This window comes from Microbacterium sp., from assembly GCF_026393345.1.
GTDB lineage: Bacteria > Actinomycetota > Actinomycetes > Actinomycetales > Microbacteriaceae > Microbacterium.
This window is the reverse complement of record NZ_JAPLAI010000065.1, coordinates 1-19,345: the sequence shown is the minus strand read 5'-3', so window position 1 is coordinate 19,345 and position 19,345 is coordinate 1. Positions and strand designations below refer to the sequence as shown.

At 70.6% G+C, this 19,345-nt stretch carries 15 protein-coding genes and 1 pseudogene; 14 read left to right on the top strand and 2 right to left on the bottom strand.

Going from position 1 to position 19,345, the window contains the following annotated elements:
• Positions 1-109 precede the first annotated feature (109 nt).
• The 14 genes from allB (at position 110) to add (ending at position 15,404) form a co-directional block, all read left to right on the top strand.
• Positions 110-1,450 carry an allantoinase AllB gene (gene allB / locus NT132_RS12520; protein WP_297789489.1) on the top strand — a complete coding sequence of 447 codons (1,341 nt, stop codon included), beginning with the start codon at positions 110-112 and terminating at the stop codon, positions 1,448-1,450.
• An 80-nt stretch (positions 1,451-1,530) separates the two neighbouring features.
• Positions 1,531-2,619: an acetamidase/formamidase family protein gene (locus NT132_RS12515; protein WP_297789563.1), complete on the top strand. Its 1,089-nt coding sequence runs from the start codon at positions 1,531-1,533 to the stop codon at positions 2,617-2,619.
• Positions 2,616-4,202, top strand: a complete 1,587-nt coding sequence (locus NT132_RS12510) for an AtzH-like domain-containing protein (RefSeq protein WP_297789486.1) — start codon at positions 2,616-2,618, stop codon at positions 4,200-4,202. Before NT132_RS12515 ends, NT132_RS12510 begins: the two co-directional genes overlap by 4 nt.
• A 79-nt stretch (positions 4,203-4,281) precedes the next feature.
• On the top strand, positions 4,282-5,466 hold the full coding sequence (locus NT132_RS12505) for an alanine--glyoxylate aminotransferase family protein (RefSeq protein ID WP_297789561.1): 1,185 nt from the start codon (positions 4,282-4,284) through the stop codon (positions 5,464-5,466).
• A complete protein-coding gene (locus NT132_RS12500; RefSeq protein WP_297789483.1) occupies positions 5,466-6,773 on the top strand; it encodes an allantoate amidohydrolase in 1,308 nt (435 codons plus the stop codon). The genes NT132_RS12505 and NT132_RS12500 overlap by 1 nt, the downstream gene beginning before the upstream one ends.
• 22 nt (positions 6,774-6,795) lie before the next feature.
• Complete coding sequence (locus tag NT132_RS12495; RefSeq protein WP_297789479.1) at positions 6,796-8,175, top strand: amidohydrolase family protein; 1,380 nt, start codon at positions 6,796-6,798, stop codon at positions 8,173-8,175.
• A 63-nt stretch (positions 8,176-8,238) separates the two neighbouring features.
• Entirely contained in the window at positions 8,239-8,730 is a 492-nt protein-coding gene (locus tag NT132_RS12490) for a nitroreductase family deazaflavin-dependent oxidoreductase (protein ID WP_297789476.1), read from the top strand.
• Positions 8,731-9,014: 284 nt separating this feature from the next.
• The gene (locus NT132_RS12485; protein WP_297789473.1) at positions 9,015-10,088 is read left to right on the top strand and encodes an ABC transporter substrate-binding protein; all 1,074 of its coding nucleotides are present in this window, start codon (positions 9,015-9,017) and stop codon (positions 10,086-10,088) included.
• A gap of 31 nt (positions 10,089-10,119) precedes the next feature.
• The gene (locus tag NT132_RS12480; RefSeq protein WP_297789470.1) at positions 10,120-10,944 is read left to right on the top strand and encodes an ABC transporter ATP-binding protein; all 825 of its coding nucleotides are present in this window, start codon (positions 10,120-10,122) and stop codon (positions 10,942-10,944) included.
• The gene (locus tag NT132_RS12475) at positions 10,934-11,764 is read left to right on the top strand and encodes an ABC transporter permease (RefSeq protein WP_297789467.1); all 831 of its coding nucleotides are present in this window, start codon (positions 10,934-10,936) and stop codon (positions 11,762-11,764) included. Before NT132_RS12480 ends, NT132_RS12475 begins: the two co-directional genes overlap by 11 nt.
• A complete protein-coding gene (locus tag NT132_RS12470; protein ID WP_297789462.1) occupies positions 11,761-12,651 on the top strand; it encodes an ABC transporter permease in 891 nt (296 codons plus the stop codon). Before NT132_RS12475 ends, NT132_RS12470 begins: the two co-directional genes overlap by 4 nt.
• Before the next feature lie 41 nt (positions 12,652-12,692).
• Positions 12,693-13,733 carry an adenosine deaminase gene (locus NT132_RS12465; protein WP_297789460.1) on the top strand — a complete coding sequence of 347 codons (1,041 nt, stop codon included), beginning with the start codon at positions 12,693-12,695 and terminating at the stop codon, positions 13,731-13,733.
• 7 nt (positions 13,734-13,740) lie between these two features.
• On the top strand, positions 13,741-14,370 hold the full coding sequence (locus tag NT132_RS12460) for an XRE family transcriptional regulator (protein WP_297789455.1): 630 nt from the start codon (positions 13,741-13,743) through the stop codon (positions 14,368-14,370).
• The gene (gene add, locus NT132_RS12455; protein ID WP_297789452.1) at positions 14,367-15,404 is read left to right on the top strand and encodes an adenosine deaminase; all 1,038 of its coding nucleotides are present in this window, start codon (positions 14,367-14,369) and stop codon (positions 15,402-15,404) included. The genes NT132_RS12460 and add overlap by 4 nt, the downstream gene beginning before the upstream one ends.
• A 310-nt stretch (positions 15,405-15,714) precedes the next feature.
• Here the strand turns inward: add and NT132_RS12450 are convergent.
• Both NT132_RS12450 and NT132_RS12445 read right to left on the bottom strand, forming a co-directional pair.
• Positions 15,715-18,451: pseudogene (locus tag NT132_RS12450) on the bottom strand (molybdopterin cofactor-binding domain-containing protein).
• The gene (locus NT132_RS12445; protein WP_297789450.1) at positions 18,448-19,278 is read right to left on the bottom strand and encodes an FAD binding domain-containing protein; all 831 of its coding nucleotides are present in this window, start codon (positions 19,276-19,278) and stop codon (positions 18,448-18,450) included. The pseudogene NT132_RS12450 and the gene NT132_RS12445 overlap by 4 nt, the downstream one beginning before the upstream one ends.
• Positions 19,279-19,345 lie beyond the last annotated feature (67 nt).

Sequence of the window (19,345 nt, the reverse complement as noted above, 5' to 3'; positions counted from 1 at the left end):
CGAATGTCCCCTCGGTTCCGTCCCGCGTACCCCGTCGCCGAAGCCTGCGACATGCGCGATGTTGGTCTGGGTTACATTCGCGAAATGAGAGCCGCCTAGCGTGAACACCATGAACGCCCTCGCACCCTCGCGGATCGCTGCGCGTCGGGTCCTCCTCGACGGCCGGTTCACCCCGGCCACGCTCCGCCTCGCCGACGGGCGGATCGCCGCCATCGAGCCGTTCGACCCGGATGCGGACACCGTGCTGCCCGACGACGCCGTGCTGCTGCCGGGCCTCGTGGACTCGCACGTGCACCTCAACGATCCGGGCCGCACCGAGTGGGAGGGCTTCGCCACCGGCACCGCCGCGGCCGCCGCGGGCGGCGTGACCACCCTGCTCGATATGCCGCTGAACAGCGTGCCGGTGACCACCACCCCCGAGGCGCTCGCCGCCAAGCGCGCCGCCGCAGCCGGCAAGCTCGCCGTCGATGTCGGCTACTGGGGCGGCGCGGTGCCGGAGAACCTCGGACACCTGCGGGAGCTCGCGGATGCGGGTGTCGTCGGCTTCAAGTGCTTCCTGCTGCCGAGCGGCATCGACGAGTTCGGACACCTCGACGCGGCGGGGTTGGATGCGGCACTGACCGAGCTCGCGACGTTCGACGGGCTCCTGATCGTCCACGCCGAGGATCCGTCGCACATCCACGGTGACGGTCCGCTCGGGGTGCACTACGCCGACTTCCTCGCGTCCCGCCCGCCCGCCAGTGAGCGCGCCGCGATCCGGCTCGTCATCGACACCGCCCGCCGCACCGGAGCGCGCGTCCACATCGTGCACGTGTCCGATGGGGCCGCCCTCGACGACGTCCGCGCCGCCAAAGCGGAGGGCGTGCGGATCACCGTCGAGACGTGCCCGCACTACCTCACTCTCGACGCGTCCCAGGTGCCCGACGGCGCCGGCGCGTTCAAGTGCTGCCCGCCGATCCGTGACGCGGCCAACCAGGACCTGCTGTGGGCCGGCGTCGTCGACGGCACGATCGACGCGATCGTCAGCGACCACTCGCCGTCCACCCCGACACTGAAGAGCGAGCCGGACTTCGGTCTGGCGTGGGGCGGGATCGCCGGCCTGCAGACGGGTCTGTCGGCCATCCATACCGCCGCGCTGAGCCGAGGCATCCCGATCGAGACGGTGCTGCCGCTGATGACCACCGGCCCGGCCGGCATCGGCGGCCTCGAGGGTCTCGGCCGCATCGAGGTGGGCACACCCGCGCACCTGGTCGCCTTCGCCCCGGATGAGTCCTTCACCGTGCACGCGAGCGACCTCGAGTACCGGAACCCCGTCTCCCCGTGGGACGGACGGACCCTCACCGGGCGGGTCCGTGCGACCTACCTCCGGGGGGAAGCCGTGTACCGTCACGGCGAGGCCGTGTCACAGCGACGCGGCCATGAGCTGATCCGCGCAAAGGAGCGAGCGTGACGTTCCCCGAGACCACCCCGACCCCGGCATCCGCCGAGACCCCGGCATCCGCCGAGACCCCGGCATCCGCCGAGACCCCGATCCTGCAGCCGGGCGTCGGCCCGCGCCCGGGCGACCACTATCTGGCGGCGAGCCCCGGCACCGTGATGTGGGGGCGCCTGCCCTGCGCGACGGACACGGCCGTGCTCACCGTGAACCCCGGCGAGACCGTCACGATCGACACAGTCAGCCACGAGGGCATCCTGGAGGACCAGGGCAAAGACCCGCTGGCGTACTTCACTGGCAAGGGCGTGGATGCGGCAGCCGTGCTGACCGATGCGATCGACATCGCGTGGGAGCTTGCCCGTGATCCGCTCGCGGACGGCCCGCATGTCGTGACCGGACCCATCCACGTCACCGGCGCGCACCCCGGCGATCTACTGAAGATCACGGTCGAACGGCTCGACCCGCGCGTGCCCTACGGCGTCATCTCCAACCGTCACGGCAAGGGCGCCCTCGTCGGCGAACTGCCCCGCGGCGAGCACAACGTGAGCGTCTTCACCCCGGTCGAGGATCGCGCGGACGGACCCGTCGGCGTGCTCCCGCTCACCGAGGGCGGCGCGGGTATCGTCGCGTTCCCGCTGGCGCCATTCCTCGGCACCATGGGCGTCGCGGTCGCCGACACCAAGCGGCCGCATTCGGTGCCGCCGGGAAGCCACGGCGGCAACATCGACATCAATCTGCTCGTGGCCGGCACCGTGCTCTACCTGCCGGTGCAGGTCGAGGGGGCGCTCGCCTACGTCGGCGACCCGCATTTCGCGCAGGGTGACGGCGAGGTCGCCCTCACCGCGCTCGAAGCATCCCTCCGTGCCACCCTGCGGTTCGAGGTCGTGCCGCGCGACGAGGCGCTCGCCGCGTTCGGCGATTTCAGCGGACCGCTGGTGCGCACCGACGAGTTCCTCGTCCCCACCGGTCTCGACCCAGATCTGGACGAGGCAATGCGGCAGTGCGTCCGCGCCGCGCTGTCGCTGCTGCAGGCCCGCTACGGCATGGACGAGCACCTCGCCTACGCCTACCTGTCCGCCGCCACCGACTTCGACATCTCGCAGGTGGTCGACATCGTCTGCGGTGTGCACGCCCGCATCCGGGAATCCGACTTCGCCGCCGTGACGCCGGGAGGCGACGCGTGACCGCCCTCGGCGAGGGCATCCCCGGCGACCTCTTCACCGCCTTCGACCGGTACGAACGGGCGATCCTCGACAACGACCTCGACGTGCTCGACGCCATGTTCGCGCCGGGCGAGGGGACCCTCCGCGGCGACGCGGCCGGCCTCCTCGTCGGACACGACGCCATCAGCGCCTTCCGCGGTGTCCGCGGGGGCGTGCCGCCGCGCGAGATCGAGCGCATCGAATACCGCCCGCTCGCCGACGACGTCGCCCTGCTCGTCTCGATTTCGCGGTACCGCGGCGGGGGCACGGGGCTGCAGACCCAGGTGTGGCAGCGCATCGACGGCCAGTGGCTCATCACCGGCGCGCACGTCACCGCACGCCCGCAGGCGCTCGACCGCTCGGTGTGGCGCTCGGTCGGCGACCCGCTGCTGCAGGGCGCGTGGGAGGGGCCGCTGGAGGGCCTGAACGTCGCCGTGAAGGACCTGTTCGCGATCTCCGGCTACCGGATCGGTGCCGGCAACCCCACCTTCCTGGAATCCGCCAAGCCGGAGCCGAAGACGGCGCCCGCCGTCGCCGACCTCCTCCGCGGCGGGGCATCGCTGCGCGGGATCGCCCGCACCGACGAGTTCGCCTATTCGATCGCCGGTGACAATCCGCACTACGGCACTCCGCCGAACGGCGGCCTTCCCGGAGCGCTGCCCGGCGGCTCCTCGTCCGGTCCCGCGTCCGCTGTCGCCACCGGTCAGGCCGAGGTGGGACTCGCCACCGACACCGCCGGCTCCATCCGCGTCCCCGCCTCGTACCAGGGACTCTGGGGCCTGCGCACCACCCACGGCCTCGTGCCGCGGATGGGGATGCTGCCGCTCGCACAGTCCTTCGACACGGTGGGCTGGCTCACCCGCGACGGCGACACCCTGCAGCGCGTCGCCGACTGGGTGCTCAGCTACGACGGCTCCGAGTCGACGGAGAGCGTCTACGGCGAGTCCGGCGACGACCTCCCGTGGCGGTTCGTCGTGCCGCACGAGGTCATGGATGCGGTCGAACCCGAGACGCGCGCCGTCTTCGACGCGTTCCTCGCCCGCCTCGCCGGCGTCGACGATGCGCCGTCGCTGCGCCGGGTGGAGATCGGCTCGCTCGACGACTACTTCGAGCCGTTTCGCACCGTGCAGGGCGCCGAGGCGTGGCGCAACAACGAGAGCTGGCTGCGCGCGCACCCCGGGGCCACCGGCCCCGCCGTCGCCGAACGCTTCCGGATCGCGAGCGAGGTCACCCCGGCACAGGAGACCGCGGCCCGCGCGCAGCTGGGGAGCCTCCGCGACCGCATCCAGGACGTCGTCCGCGACGCCGTCCTGATCCTGCCCACCGTGCCCGGCCCCGCCCCGATGCGCACCGCCGACGGCGCGCGCATCGATACCGTCCGCCAGGCCACCCTGCGGATGACCGCCCCCGCGGCCATCGGCGGGCTGCCCGCCCTGTCCGCACCGCTCATGACCGTGCGCTCGCAGCTCGGCCCCGCGCCGGTCGGCGTGTGCCTGGTCTCCCGTGCCGGCACCGACATCGCGCTGGTCCGTCTCGCACGGCGCCTCGCCGCGGTCATGCGCTGAGCGCACCCGCATCCGAAGAAACCCAAGGAGTACCACCGTGACCATCCCCGGCCCGATCGACCCGCCCGCTCGCCTCCTCATGGGCCCGGGGCCGATCTCGGCCTACCCCTCGGTGCTGCGGTCGATGTCCGCGCCGCTCGTGGGGCAGTACGACCCCTTCATGACGTCGGCCATGACCGAGACGCAGGAGCTGTACCGCCAGGTGTGGGGCACCCGCAACGAGGGCACGATGCTCGTCGACGGCACCTCCCGCGCCGGCATCGAGGCCGCCATCACCTCCCTCGTGCGCCCCGGCGACCGCGTGCTGGTGCCCGTGTTCGGCCGGTTCGGGCATCTGCTCGCCGAGATCGCGGAGCGGGCGATGGCCGAGGTCCACACGATCGAGACGGAGTGGGGCCAGGTCTTCCCACCGAGCGTCATCGAGGCGGCCATCATCCGGGTGAGGCCCACCCTGCTCGCGCTCGTGCAGGGCGACACCTCCACCACCATGAACCAGCCGCTCGACGAGATCGGCGCGATCTGCCGCCGGCACGGCGTGCTGTTCTACTCCGACGCCACCGCCTCCCTCGGCGGCAACGAGTTCGAGGCCGACGCCTGGGGCCTGGATGCGGCCACCGCGGGGCTGCAGAAATGCCTCGGCGGCCCGTCCGGCTCGGCACCGATCACTCTCAGCGACGCCGCGGTCGAGGTCATCCGCAGCCGCGGGCGCGTCGAGGCGGGAATCCGTGAGGCCGGCGACGAGTCCGCGTCCGACTTCGTGCGCTCGAACTACTTCGACCTCGGCATGATCCTTGACTACTGGGGTCCGCGCCGGCTCAACCACCACACCGAGGCGACGAGCATGCTGTACGCCGCCCGCGAGTGCGCGCGCGTGCTGCTTCTCGAGGGCCGCGACGAGGTCATCGCGCGGCACCGGCTCGCGGGCGCCGCGATGCTCGCCGGGGTCGAGGGTCTCGGCATGACCGTGTTCGGCGATGTCGCGCACAAGATGACCAACGTGGTCGCGGTCGAGATCCCCGAGGGGGTGGCCGGGGACGCGGCCCGCGCCGCACTGCTCGAGGACTTCGGCATCGAGATCGGCACCTCCTTCGGTCCCCTCCACGGCAAGGTGTGGCGGATCGGCACCATGGGCTACAACGCCCGGAAGGATGCCGTGCTCACCACCCTCGCCGCGCTCGAGGCTGTACTGCGCCGGTTCGGCGCCACGGTGCCGGTCGGCGGTGGCGTGGAGGCCGCCGCGGACGTGTACGCGGGGCGAGGCTGATGGCGCTTCTCACCGGGGTGAGCCCGGACCGGGTCGCCGCGGCCGCGCGCCGCGTGATGGCGCGCTGCGAGGAACTCGCCCGCGTCACCGCGACCCCCGGTGAGATCCAGCGCGTCTACCTCTCGCCCGAGCACGCGCGCGTCAACCGCCTCGCCGCGGAGTGGATGCGCGAGCTCGGTATGCGCACGCGGCAGGATGCGGCCGGCAATCAGGTCGGACGCCTGGAACGCTTGCGCGGCGACCGGCTCGACTCGGAGGCTCCGGCGCTCGTGCTCGGCTCGCACCTGGACACGGTCCTCGACGCGGGCCGCTACGACGGCATCGTCGGCGTCCTCATGGCGCTCGAGGTCGCACGGCTTCTCCGCGCGCCCGCCGCCGACGGCCGCTTCGGCGTCGACCTGCCGTTCGCGCTCGAGGTCATCGCGTTCTCCGACGAGGAGGGCACCCGCTTCGGCAAGGCGCTCCTCGGTTCCTCCGCGGTCGCGGGCCTCTGGCGCGACGACTGGTGGGCACTCACGGATGCCGACGGCACCACGCTGCGGGAGGCGTTCCTCGAGTTCGGCCTCGACCCGGCGCGCGTCGGCGAGGCCGCCCGCCGCCCCGAGGAGCTCGCCGGCTACCTCGAGGCGCACATCGAGCAGGGCCCGGAGCTCGACCGCCGCGGCGAGCCGCTCGCCGTCGTCTCGTCGATCGCCGCGGCCCGGCGGTTCCAGCTCGTGGTGGAGGGCGAGGCCCGCCATGCCGGCGGCACCCCCTACGACATGCGACGCGACGCGCTGCTCGGCGCGAGCGAGGCCGCGCTCGCCGTGGAGCGGATCTGCTCTGCCGAGCATCACATCATCGGCACCGTCGGTCAGCTCGAGGCGTTCCCCGGCGCGGTGAACATCGTCCCGGGCGAGGCTCGCTTCTCGCTCGACCTGCGCGGCGAGTTCGACGGTGCCCGCGACCGGGTGTGGGACGAGATCTCCCGCGAACTCGACGGCATCATGGGCCGCCGGCACCTGCGCTGGAACGCCCGCGAGGTGCACAACGCGCCCGCCGTCATGTGCGCGCCGCTGCTGCAGGACGTCGTCCGTGAAGGCATCCTCTCCACCCTCCCGGGCGGCGACGAGCCTCCCACGCTGTTCAGTCCCGCCGGGCACGACGGCATGGCGCTCGGCGCCGTCACCGACGTCGGGATGCTGTTCCTGCGCAACCCCGACGGCGTCAGCCATCACCCCGATGAACTCGTCTCCGGCGCCGATGTCGCGCTCGGCATCCGCGCCCTCGCCGAATCCGTCCTGCAGCTGGCCGCCGACCGCGGCTGACCCGCGGCTGAAAGAAGGAACCATGTCCACTCTCCTCGTCGTCAACGCCCGCCTCATCACGGTGCCCGCCGGCACCGACGACCCCGGCTACCTCGAGCGGGGGTGGATGCGGGTCGAGGACGGCCGCATCGCCGCGATCGGCGAGGGCGACGCCCCCGCATCCGCATCCGCCGACGAGGTGCTCGACGTCGACGGCGCGTTCGTTGCGCCCGGCTTCGTCTCGAGCCACTCGCACCTGTTCACGAGTGGCCTGCGCGGACTCGGTGTCAGCGAGACGCTGTACGGCTGGTGCGACTCGATGCTCGGATTCACGGCGCACCTGTCGCCGGAGGACATGTACTGGTCGACGCTGCACGGTTCGCTCGACTTCCTCGCGAACGGCGTGACGACGGCGTACAACTTCACCGACCCGCTGCAGGCGTGGGAGTCGATGGTCGAGGGCAAACGCCTCGGCGGCGACGCGCCGCTCCGCGACCTCAGCTACCACACGCGCCAGGCCGACGGCTGCCTCGACGCCGGCATCCGGTTCGTCGACGCGATCGGCATGGACGTGTCCACCGGCACCGACGAGGAGATCTTCGACCGCTTCGGCGCGGAGGTCGCGCACACCCGGTCGCTGAACCCCGACCTCGCCCTGGGTGTCTCGATCATGGGGCAGGTGCAGTGGTCGCCGCGCCCCGAGGCCGCCGAGATGGAGGTCGAGGCGATGCGCCGGTTCGGCGTCACGAACCAGGCGCACTTCCTGGAGTCGCCCGAGGCCGTCGAGGTGCAGCAGGCCAAGTTCGCCATGTACCAGGATGCCGGCGCCCTCGGCCCCGACATGATGTTCGGCCACTTCATCCAGACCACGCCCGAGATCATCCGTGCCACCGCGGCGGGTGGCGCCGGGATGTCGTGGCAGCCCGCTTCCAACGGCCGGCTCGCCTCCGGCGTCGCGCTCGTCCCCGAGATGCTCGAGCTCGGCATGCGCGTCGGCATGGGCCTCGACGACCAGGCCTGCACCGACATCGCCGACCCCTGGGGCAACATGCGCGCAGGCATCTTCATGCAGCGGGCCCGCACCAAGGACCCGCTCACCATGACCCCCGAGACCGTGCTGCGCCTGCACACCCTCGGCGGTGCCGAGATCCTCGGTGTCGACGACCGGGTCGGCAGCCTCGAGGTGGGCAAGTTCGCGGACTTCGTCGTCGTCGACCCGCGCACGCCGGACGTCGGGCCGCTCTGGCACCCGGTCCGCAACTATGTGCTGTCGATGAGCCTGCGGAACCTGAAGCAGGTCTACGTCGGCGGCGAGCTCGTGAGCGAGGAGGGGCGGTCGACCAATCCGCTCGCCGCCGAGGCCTCCGCCCGTCTGCACGCCGACCTCCCCGCCCGCGCCGCCGCCTTCGGGCACCCGCGCTGAGCCATGGCTCTGCGAGACCGGTGCCCGCTGGCAGAGGCCGTCCGGCGCGCCTAGGGTGACGGCATGGACATCCGCGATCTCCTTCGGCGCGCGCTCGCACCCCTGACCCGTACGCGGGCCTTCCGGTGGCTGGGCCCGCGGGTGCTGCCGCGAATCGAGAACGTGCTCAGCGCCCTGACCGGCCGCCGCATCCAGGTGAGCGGACTGCTCGTCCCCTCGCTCGTGCTGATCACCCGCGGTGCGAAGAGTGGCGTGGAGCGCGAGAGCTACCTCATGTACACGCCGGACGGGCAGGGCCGCGCGATCGTCGCCGGGACGAGCTTCGCCCGGCAGCACCACCCCGGCTGGACGTACAACCTTCTCGCGAACCCCGAGGCCCGCATCCTGGTGCGTGGCACCGAGTACCGGGTGCACGCCACCCTCATCCCGGATGCGGAGCGCGACGCCGCGTGGGCACGCATCGAGCGGCAGTGGCCCGGGTACCGCGCCTATGAGCGCGATTCCGGACGCACCGTGCGGCTCTTCCTGCTGCAGCCGGTCGAACGCGTCGCCTGACCGTTCTTCTCCCGCGGCCAGGCCCTGTCCGCGAGCTGGCTTCTGGGCCCCGAGACCCTGGGTAAAACCCACGGACTCGGGGCCCAGAACCCATTTCGCGGTCAAATGGCGACGGATGCGGGAAGAAATGTCCCGGAACGGCGCGAGCGTAACGGCGACGAAACACGAGCGCCAGTGTTCGTGAAATCTACATCGCATAGCGTCAGACCCGTTGCGAGGCCGAGCCCCACAGGCTCGCACACTCATCTACCCGAGTGCACCACCGGCATCTGGAGACACAGCCCATGTCCTTCTTCACCACGCGACGCACCCGCGTCGCCACCTCTGTCGCAGCGCTCGCGCTGTCGGCGCTCGCCCTGTCCGCCTGCTCCGGCAGCTCCGACGCCTCGTCGAGCGCCTCCGGCGACGGCGACAGCGCCGGCAAGACCGACCTCACGCTCCAGCTCAGCTGGATCAAGAACGAGGAGTTCTGCGGCGAGTTCTTCGCCGAGACCAACGGTTACTACGACGAGGCAGGCCTCGCCGTCACCATGGTCCCGGGCCCGTCCACGAGCACGACCGAGCTCATCTCCGGCACCGCCGACTTCGGCATGAGCGACGCCGTCGCCGCCGGTACCGTCATCGCGAACGAGGGTGCGCCGCTGAAGATCATCGGCACCACGTACCAGAAGAACCCGTTCACGATCCTGTCCCTGAAGGACGGTGGCGACATCGCCACGGTCGAGGACCTCAAGGGCAAGAAGATCGGCGTGCAGGACTCCAACACCTCGCTGGTGATGGCCTTCCTCGCCGCCAACGGCCTGACCACCGACGACGTCACCATCGTCCCGGTGCAGTACGACCCGGCGCCCCTGATCAACGGCGAGGTCGACGGTTTCACCGCGTACCTCACCAACGAGTCGATCATCGTCGAGAACGAGGGCTACGAGGTCACCAACCTCCCGCTCGCCGACAACGGCCTGCCGTTCCCGGCCGAGACGTTCCTCGCGACCGACGACATGATCACGAACGACCCCGAGACGGTCAAGGCCTTCCTGAAGGCGGAGATCCAGGGCTGGTCCGCGGCGATCAACGACCCGGAGGAGTGCGCCCGCCTCGCCTACGAGGACTTCGGTGCAGACCTCGACCTGAACCCGGTCACCTCGGAAGCCGGCGCCAAGGCGCAGCTCGAGCAGCTCGTCGTCTCCGACGAGACGGTCGAGAACGGCATCTTCACCATCTCCGACGAGCTGAAGGATGCCACCGTCGAGAGCCTCGCCGACGCCGGCATCGTGGTGACCGCCGATCAGCTGTTCGACACGTCGCTCCTCGAAGAGGTCTACGCCGAGAACCCCGACCTGATCGCCTACGCCAAGTAATTCTCGAAGAACACCGACACGGAGCACCATCGTGACGAACACCGTCGTCGAGACCGGTGCCCAGGGGACCACCCTGGGCACCGGCCTTCAGATCACCGGCCTGAACAAGGTCTTCACCACCGGTCGCAAGAGCGTGGTCGCCCTGCAGGACGCGAACCTCCACACCGAACAGGGCACGTTCCTGTCGCTGCTGGGTCCGTCCGGATGCGGGAAGTCCACGATCCTGCGGATCCTCGCGGGTCTGGACCAGCCGACCAGCGGCACCACCCGGGTGGACGGCAAGAGCCCGAAGGAGCTCCGCAAGGAGAACAAGCTGGGCATCGCGTTCCAGGACTCGGCGCTGCTGCCCTGGCGCAGTGTCGTGAGCAACATCCGGTTGCCGTTCGAGATCGCGGGCACGCCGGTGGACAAGGCCTACGTCGACGAGATGATCGCCCTGGTGGGGCTCCGTGGCTTCGAGAAGGCCAAGCCCGCGCAGTTGTCCGGCGGGATGCGGCAGCGCGTCTCGATCGCCCGGTCCCTGATCATGCGCCCCGAGGTGCTGCTGTTCGACGAGCCGTTCGGCGCGCTCGACGATATGACGCGGCAGAAGCTCAACCTCGAGCTGCTCCGCATCTGGACCGAGAAGCCGGCCACCACGCTGCTCGTGACCCACGGCATCTCCGAGGCCATCTTCCTCTCCGACCAGGTCGCGGTCATGAGCCCGCGCCCCGGCCGGATCAAGGAGGTCATGACCATCGACCTGCCCCGCCCGCGCATGCCCGAGATGATGCGCACGTCCGAGTTCCACTCCTACGTGGACCAGGCATCCGAACTGCTCTTCGGCGCCGGGGGCGCCGCCGCCGATGACCACTGAGGCACCGGCGAAGGGCCGCGCGGTCCACTGGGAGGACGTCCGTCTTCCGGCCTGGGCCACCGGCACCATCGGCGCTGTCGGACTCATCGCGCTGTGGTGGATCATCTCCGCCGTCTTCGTGAACCCGTCCGGCCGGCAGGTCATCCCGAGCCCGCCGCAGGTCATCCTCAGCTACATCGACAGCGGGTGGGAGTTCTACTGGCGGAACTTCTCCGTCACCCTGAGCGAAGCCGGCATCGGCTACCTGTGGGGCAACGGGCTGGCGCTCCTGCTCGCCTTCCTTGTGCTCATCGTGCCGCGCCTCGAGGGCGTCGCGATGCAGCTCGCGATCCTCACCTACTGCGTCCCCATCGTCGCGATCGGGATGCTGGCCGTGGTCCTGTTCGGCGCACCCCCGGTGGGCCAGCCGAGCGGCACCGCGGTGTTCCTCGCCGGCCTCTCCGTCTTCTTCACCACCGTCGTGGGTGCCCTGCTCGGCCTGAAGTCGGCGGATGCGGCGAGCCTCGATCTCGTGACCGTCTACGGCGGCAGCAAGTTCACCCAGCTGACGAAGGTGCGCCTGATCGCGGCCCTCCCCGCCATCCTCAACGCGCTGCAGATCGCCGTGCCCGCCGCTTTCCTCGGCGCCGTGCTCGGGGAGTTCTTCGGCAAGGTCGAGTCAGGGGTGGGCCTTGCGATGATCCTCGCCCAGCAGAGCTCCAACGGCCCGCTCGTCTGGGCCATCGCCCTCGCCAGCGGCGCCGTCGCGCTCGCCGGCTACGCCCTCGTGGGCCTCATCGCCCGCGCCATCGCACCGTGGTCGAAGGGAGCCGCATCGTGACAACGCTGAACACCGCGCACGCGCCGGTCGCGGGTCTGGGATCGACCCAGAACGCCGAGCTCAACGCGCAGATCCGCAAGCAGGCCACATCCGGAGCCCTCAAGGCGCTGGTGTGGGGTGTGCTCACCTTCCTCGGCACGATCGTGCTGGTGCTGGTGCTGTGGGTCGGGGCGCTCGCGCTGCTGAACATCTCGCCGATGATCGCCAAGGGCCCAGTCGACGTCTGGAACTACCTGTTCACGATGCCGAACTCGGCGGCAAATCGCGAGGTCATGTTCGGCCACCTGGCCGTGACCCTCGGGCACTCCGCCATCGGGTTCATCTCCGGCCTCGTGATCGCGCTCCTGGGCGCATCCGTGTTCCAGCTGAGCAAGGGCGTCGAGCACGCACTCATGCCCGTCGCCATGCTGCTGCGCTCGGTGCCGCTGGTCGCGATGGCGCCGGTCATCATCATGATCTTCGGGCGTGACCTCATCACCGTCGCCGTCATCGGTGGCATCGTGGTGCTCTTCCCCGCGCTGGTGAACATCTCCTTCGGCCTGAAGTCCGCCTCCCCGCAGATGAACGACCTGGTCGAGGTGTACGGCGGCGGCTCCTGGAGCAAGCTCCGCAAGATCGCGATGCCCTCCTCCCTCCCCGCGTTCTTCGCCGCCGTACGCATCTCCGTCCCCGGTGCCATCACCGGCGCGCTGCTGGCGGAATGGCTCGCCGTCGGCGGCGGCATCGGCGGGTCGATCGCCGGCTACGTGCCGCAGGCGCAGTTCAGCGCCCTGTGGACCTCGGTGATCCTCGTCACCGCCGTCTCCCTGGTGCTGTACAACGTCATCCAGATCGTGGAGGACGTGGTCCTCGCCCGCATGGGCATGCGCCCGCAGAAGGGCGTGTGACGCGCGTCACCCGCCGCATCCTTCCTTTCAGAAAGAGCACCATGACCCCTGACACCGGGCTGATCCCGTTCGCCTATGGACTGCCCAAGGCAGAGCTCCACCTCCACCTGGAGGGCACGCTGGAGCCGGAACTGAAGTTCGAACTCGCCGCCCGCAACGGCATCGAGCTCGCCGAGAAGACCGTCGATGACGTCCGCGCGACCTACGACTTCACCGACCTCACCAGCTTCCTGCAGGTGTACTACCCGGCGATGCGGGTGCTGCAGACGGCCGACGACTTCCACGACCTCGCCTGGGCGTACCTGCAGAAGGCCGCGTCGCAGGGCGTCGTCCACACCGAGATGTTCTTCGACCCGCAGGCGCACACCAGCCGCGGCGTGCCGTTCGAGCACGTCATCGGCGGTTACCGCCGGGCGGTCGTCCGCGCGGAGGCGGAACTGGGCGTGTCCGCCGAGCTCATCCTCTGCTTCCTGCGCGACTTCTCCGCCGAGCACGCGATGTCGACCCTCATGGAGGCGCTGCCCTACAAGCACTGGATCATCGGGGTCGGTCTCGACTCCGACGAGCGCGGCAATCCTCCGTCGAAGTTCGCGGACGTCTTCGCCCGCGCCCGTGCCGAGGGCTTCCTCCTGACGATGCACTGCGACATCGACCAGCCGGGGTCGATCGGCCACATCCGCGAGGTGCTCACCGACATCCAGGTCGACCGCATCGACCACGGCACGAACATCGTCGAGGATCCGGAGCTCGTCGCGCTCGTGGCCGAGCGGGGCCTCGGGCTCACCTGCTGCCCGGTGTCGAACTCGTTCGTGACGGAGAAGATGAAGTCCGACGAGATCGTGTCGCTGATGCGCCAGGGCGTGAAGGTCACCGTCAACTCCGACGATCCCGCGTACTTCGGTGGCTACGTGGGCGACAACTACGTGGCGCTCGCCGAGCACGCCGCGCTCCAGTCCGCCGAGCTTGTGCAGCTCGCGATCAACTCGTTCGATGCCTCCTGGCTCACCCCGGCACGTCGTGACGCGTACATCGCACGAGTGCGGGAGTACGCTGCGGCGCATGGAGTCGTCCGGGCCGAGTGAGCCGAACGTGACCGACAGCATCGTCGCCGGTTCTGCGGTGGAGGACGACTCCGCCGCAGTGCTGCGCTTAGGCGCCCGCATCCGAGAGCTCCGCAAGTCCCGTGGGCTCACCCTGGTCCAGCTGGCGACCGCGACCGAGCTGTCGCATCCCTTCCTCAGCCAGCTCGAGCGCGGTCTCGCGCAACCGAGCCTCGGGTCGCTCCGCCGGATCGCGCTGGCCCTGCAGACCAGTCCGATCGAGCTGATCGCCGCATCCGAAGAACCCCTCTCCGGCGCCGGCGGCATCGAGGTGCGTCGGGCGGGGTCCGGCGCGGTGCCCGACGGCTTCGCGATCGGCACGGCTCGGATGCTGACGCACAGCGGGCGGCCGTTCCACCCCATGGAGGTGCTCTCGGACGCAGTCGAGCCGGGCGAGGCGTTCAGCCACGAGGAGGACGAGTTCCTCTACGTCGCCGACGGCGAGGTGGTCGTCGAGCTCGACGGCCAGCAGTACCAGCTCGCCACCGGCGATTCGCTGTACTACGGGGGCGGCGTCGTGCACCGATGGTGGTCCGCCGCGGGCGAACCGTACCGGCTGATGGTCGTCAAGGAGGGTCCGCGCCTGCGGACCCTCGCCGCACCCCAGGAGAACCCGTGATCTCATACCCCGACTACCTGCAGCTGCTGCCGAAGACCGAGCTGCACTGTCACTTCGCCTCGACCATGAGCGCGCAGCTGTTCGTCGAGCTGGCGCGCAAACACGGGGTGACGCTGCCGACCGAAGACCCGGACGTGCTTTTCGATTTCACCGATCTGCGCGACTTCCTCGTCGCATTCCGCTACGCGCATGATGTGCTGCGCGACCCGGAGGACTTCGAACGCGTTGCCTACGAAGGGGTGCGGTCCGCGGTCGCCGACGGCAACCTGCGCTACCGCGAATACGCCGTCAACCCGCAGTACTTCTTCTCCCGTGGCCTCACCTACCGGCAGGTCATCGACCCGATTGTCGCGGGGCTCCGCGCGGCGGAGGCGGACTTCGGTGTCGGGTTCGGGATCGTCGCCGCCATCAACCGCCGTGAGTCCGCGGACTCCGCGATCGCGATGGTGGAGCAGGTGATCGCGCACGCCGTGCCGGAGGTCGTCGCGATCGGGCAGGACGACCTCACTCCCGAAGACACCGAGGACCCCACCCGGTTCGCCGCGGCATACGAGCTCGCTGCCCGCCACGGCCTGAAGCGCACGGCGCACGTCGCCGAGACGCCGTTCGCGACCCCGGATGCGGTGCGCGAGGCGCTTGAGGTGCTGGGCTGCGAACGGCTCGACCACGGCTATCGGATCGTCGACGACCCGGCCGTCGTGGCCCTCGCGCGCGAGCGGGACGTCGTCTTCACCGTGACCCCGGTCTCGACCACCATCTGCTCGAGGTGGACGCTGGACGAGGGGCACCGCATCCGGTCCATGATCGACGCGGGCCTGCGGGTCGCGGTCTCGACCGACGACGCGATGTTCTTCCGCACCGACCTCGGCCGCGAATACCGGGAAGGCCTCGCGGCGATGGGCGTGGATGCGGCCACCGCGAAGCAGATCGCTCTCAACGGTATCGACGGCGCATTTTGCGACGAGGCGCAGAAGGCGCGCCTGCGTGCGGATTTCCGGGCGCAGTTCCTCGCGCTCGACGCTCTCCTCGCCTGAGCCTCGTCGGGCCTGCACTGCTGTTCCCCCTGTCGCCTCGTGTGGGTGCGAGTCGCGCTTTGCGACGGGTGAGGCGAGTGCGGTCCCGTTCCCCTGTCGCAAAGTGCGGGTGCAGATCGCAGTGAGCGACAGCTGAGCCGAGTGCTGCCCTGTTCGCCCGTCGCGGATGTCGGGTGTGCGGCCGGTTGACCCGCAGTTAGCGACGGGTGAGGCGAGTGCGGTCCCGTTCCCCTGTCGCAAAATGCGAGTGCTGATCGCAGTGAGCGACAGGTGAGCCGCATCCCCGCGCCCGCGCCCGCGTGCACCCCGCTCAGCGCTGCTGAGCGAGCCGCCACACGCGGTCGCGGCTGAAGGGCAGTTCGTACGGGCGGGATCCGAGGGCACGCGCGATCGCGTTGCCGATTGCGGGGGCCACCGGGTTGTAGGGGCTCTCGCTCATGGGCTTCGCGCCGAACGGTCCGACCTCGTCCTCGGTGTCGGCGAAGTACACCTCGGTCGTCGGCACATCGGCGAACTGCGGCACCCGGTACACGCGGAACACCGGCGTCGTCACCGTGCCGGCCCCGTCGGTCATCACCTCTTCGTACAGTGCACTGCCGATGCCCTGCGCGGCACCGCCCTCGACCTGCCCGCGCGTCTGTGCCGGGTTGATGACGGTCCCCGCATCCGCGGACTGCACCGACTGCAGGATGCGGACAGATCCGGTCTGCGGATCCACGGCGACGCGCGCCGCGTGCACGTTGAACGCGAGCGAGCGGATGTCGCCGAGCTCGGTGCCGTCGGCGGTGAGGCCGTCCTCGCTCCGCTCCTCCGCGGGAGCGGCCGCGACGATCTCGGCGAACGTCACCGTGCGCACCGCGGTGACAACACCGTCCGCGGTCAGACGGGCGTCCGCGGGCGGGGTCGCGGTGAGTTCGGCGGCGATCCGCCGCATCCGCTCCGCCAGCATGCGGCACGCGGCATATAGTGCCTTACCGGCGACGGTGATACCGGTCGAGGCGAAGGCGCCGGTGTCATGGGCGACCGCATCCGTATCGGCGCTCCAGAGCATCAGCCGGTCGAATCCGACGTCGAACACGGTCGCGCCGATCTGCCGCAGCACGGTCGACGTGCCGTTGCCGAACTCCGTGGTCCCCGCCTGCAGCAGGTAGGTGCCGTCGGGTCGCAGGGTTGCACGGGTGCGTGAGACATGACCGAACGGCGCGATGGTCGCGATCATGGCCGCCGCCATCCCCTCGCCGACGAGCCATCCCTCGGGCGCCGTCTCGCCATTCCCGCGCGCCAGGGCGTCTCGGGCGAGGTCGAGGCACTGGTCGAGACCGTGGCTGCCCCAGGTGAGTCCGTTGCCGAGCTCGCCGTGCTCAGGTCGCGCGGCGTTGATGCGGCGCAGGTCGAACGGATCGATGCCCAGGTGCTCGGAGAGGAGGTCCATCGCGGACTCGACCCCGAGCATGACCTGGCCCAGGCCGTAGCCGCGGAACGCTCCCGAGGGCACGTTGTTCGTGTAGACGGCTTCGGCATCGATGCGGCGGGTGGGCACGTGGTAAATGTGCGTCGACTCCGACACGGCGTGGAAGAGGACACCGCGGGAGTGGTTGCCGTAGGCACCGGTGTCGCTGAGGACGTCGACCGCCATGGCGGTGAGGACGCCGTCGGCAGTGGCCCCGAGGCGCACGTTCACCCGCATCGGATGCCGGAGCGCGGCGCGCTGGAACTGATCGGTGCGCGAGAACTCGTAGGCGACGGGGCGTCCGGTACGGAGTACGGCGAGGGTGACGAGGTCCTCGGTGAAGATCTCCTGCTTGCCGCCGAAGCCGCCGCCGACGCGCGCGGCGTAGACCCGCATCCGGTCGCGGTCGAGATCGAAGACCCGGCACAGTTCGTCGCGGGTGAGGAACGGCACCTGGGTGGAGGAGCGGATGACGAGGCGGCCGTCGTCGTCGAGCCAGCCGATGGCGCCGTGCGTCTCGAGCTGGGCGTGCGTGACGCGGGCGGTCTGCCACGTGCCTTCGACCGTCACGGCGCTCGCGGCGAGGGCGTCCTCGACGTCGCCGCCGTGACGTTCCTGGAACGACAGCACAACGTTCCGCGGGGCATCATCCACCCGGTCCGCGGGGGTGCGGCCGGGGTGGATGACGGGTGCGGTGCCGCTCCGGGCGATCTCCGGGTCGAAGACCGTACTCGACGCGGACCAGGCGGCAGGCCGCATCCGCTGCCGCCGCGGTCTCGGCGACGACGGCCGCGACCCGCTGCCCGACGAATCGCACCGTGTCGTCGAGGACGCGGGTGTCGTCGGGGTCGTCGGTGTGGTGCTCATGGCGGCCGGTGGAGAAGCGGGTGGCCGGGGCGTCCTCATGGGTGAAGACGGCGACGACGCCGGGGACGGCGAGGGCCGCGGCGGTGTCGATCGACCGGATGCGGGCATGGGCGTGCGGGCTCGCCACGACACGCAGGACCAAGGGCGTCCCGGGGAACGGCTGGTCGGGCGCCCCGACGATGTCGAACGTGAACGGTTCGAGGCCCTGCACGACCCGGCGTCCGGCCTCGGGCCGGGCCGACCTGCCGACGCCCTGCCCCGCTTCTTCCGCGGGAGCGCTTCCGGTCTCGCGGACGGGGCCCATCACGGACTGGGTGATCGCGTCGCGGATGGGGCGGTACCCGGTGCAGCGGCACAAGTTGCCCTTCATCCGGCGGTCGAGGTCGTCGAGGTCGGACGCGCACAGCGTCGATGCCGTGACGCTCATCCCGGGCGTGCAGAATCCGCACTGGAACCCGAAGTTCTCGACCAGCGCCTCCTGCACCGGATGCAGCTCGTCGCCGGGTGCGAGACCGGCGGCCGTCGTGACGGAGCGGCCCTCCATGCGCACCGCCGGGATGATGCACGAGTGCACCGGCTCGCCGTCGATGAGCACGGAGCACGCGCCGCAGTCGCCCGCGTCGCACCCCTTCTTCACCTCGGTGTGCCCGTGCTCGCGCAGCAGCGTCCGCAGGCACTGGCCTGCCGCAGGCGTCGCCTCGACGGGCGCTCCGTTGACCTCGAACCTCACGCGGCGGCCTCCAGCTCTGCACGGATCTGCTCCGCGAGCACCGCGCTCACGCCGCGCCGCCAGTCGGCGGAACCCAGGGGGTCGGTGTAGTACCCGGATGCGGTGGTGACCGCATCCGCCACCTCGGTGTTGGTCGGCAGCTCGGTGAACCGCATCACGGTCGGGGTGAGCGTCGCCGCGGTGAGGACGAAGACCGCGGCACCGTCCTCGTCGACCCGCCCGGTGACGACCGCACCGGAGCGCCCGAGCTCCGCGAGCGCGATCTTGCGCAGGCGCGCGCGCGAGCGCAGGGCTGCCGCCGGAAGGTGCACGGCGCGGAGCACCTCCCCGGGGGCGAGCGTGTTCGTGCCGTTGCCGGTCACGAACTCCGCGACGCTCTGCCACCGGGAGTCGCCGTCGGGCATCCAGATCTCGGCCACGCCGTCGAGGGCAGCGGCGAGTGACACCATCGCCCCGGCGGCAAAGGACCGGCAGATGTTGCCGCCGACGGTGGCGGTGTTCCAGATCTTGAAGGAGGCGAGCAGCGCGTTCGCCGCATCCGGCACGATCGACAGCGCGGTCCACTCGGCCGGAGGTGTCGCATCCCCGCGTCCCTCGGCCCACGCGAGGAGCCGGGCGATCGTGCAGGTCGCACCGATCCGCAGGCCCGCGGGCGACACCTCGATGTCGGCCCAGCCCAGGGTCGTGAGATCGACGAAGCCGGTGGTGCCGGGCTGCGGTTCGCTCATGAGCCACGTGCCGCCCGCGATCACGGCTTCACCCGGCGCCAGCAGCAGGTCGTCACGGGTGCGCGCGGTGCGGTAACTCGTGACGGTGGTGATGTCCACGAGATCCTCCCGAATGTTGACGACACGAACACCGCGAGTCAAGCAGGCCGAGATTTCACGACTGTTT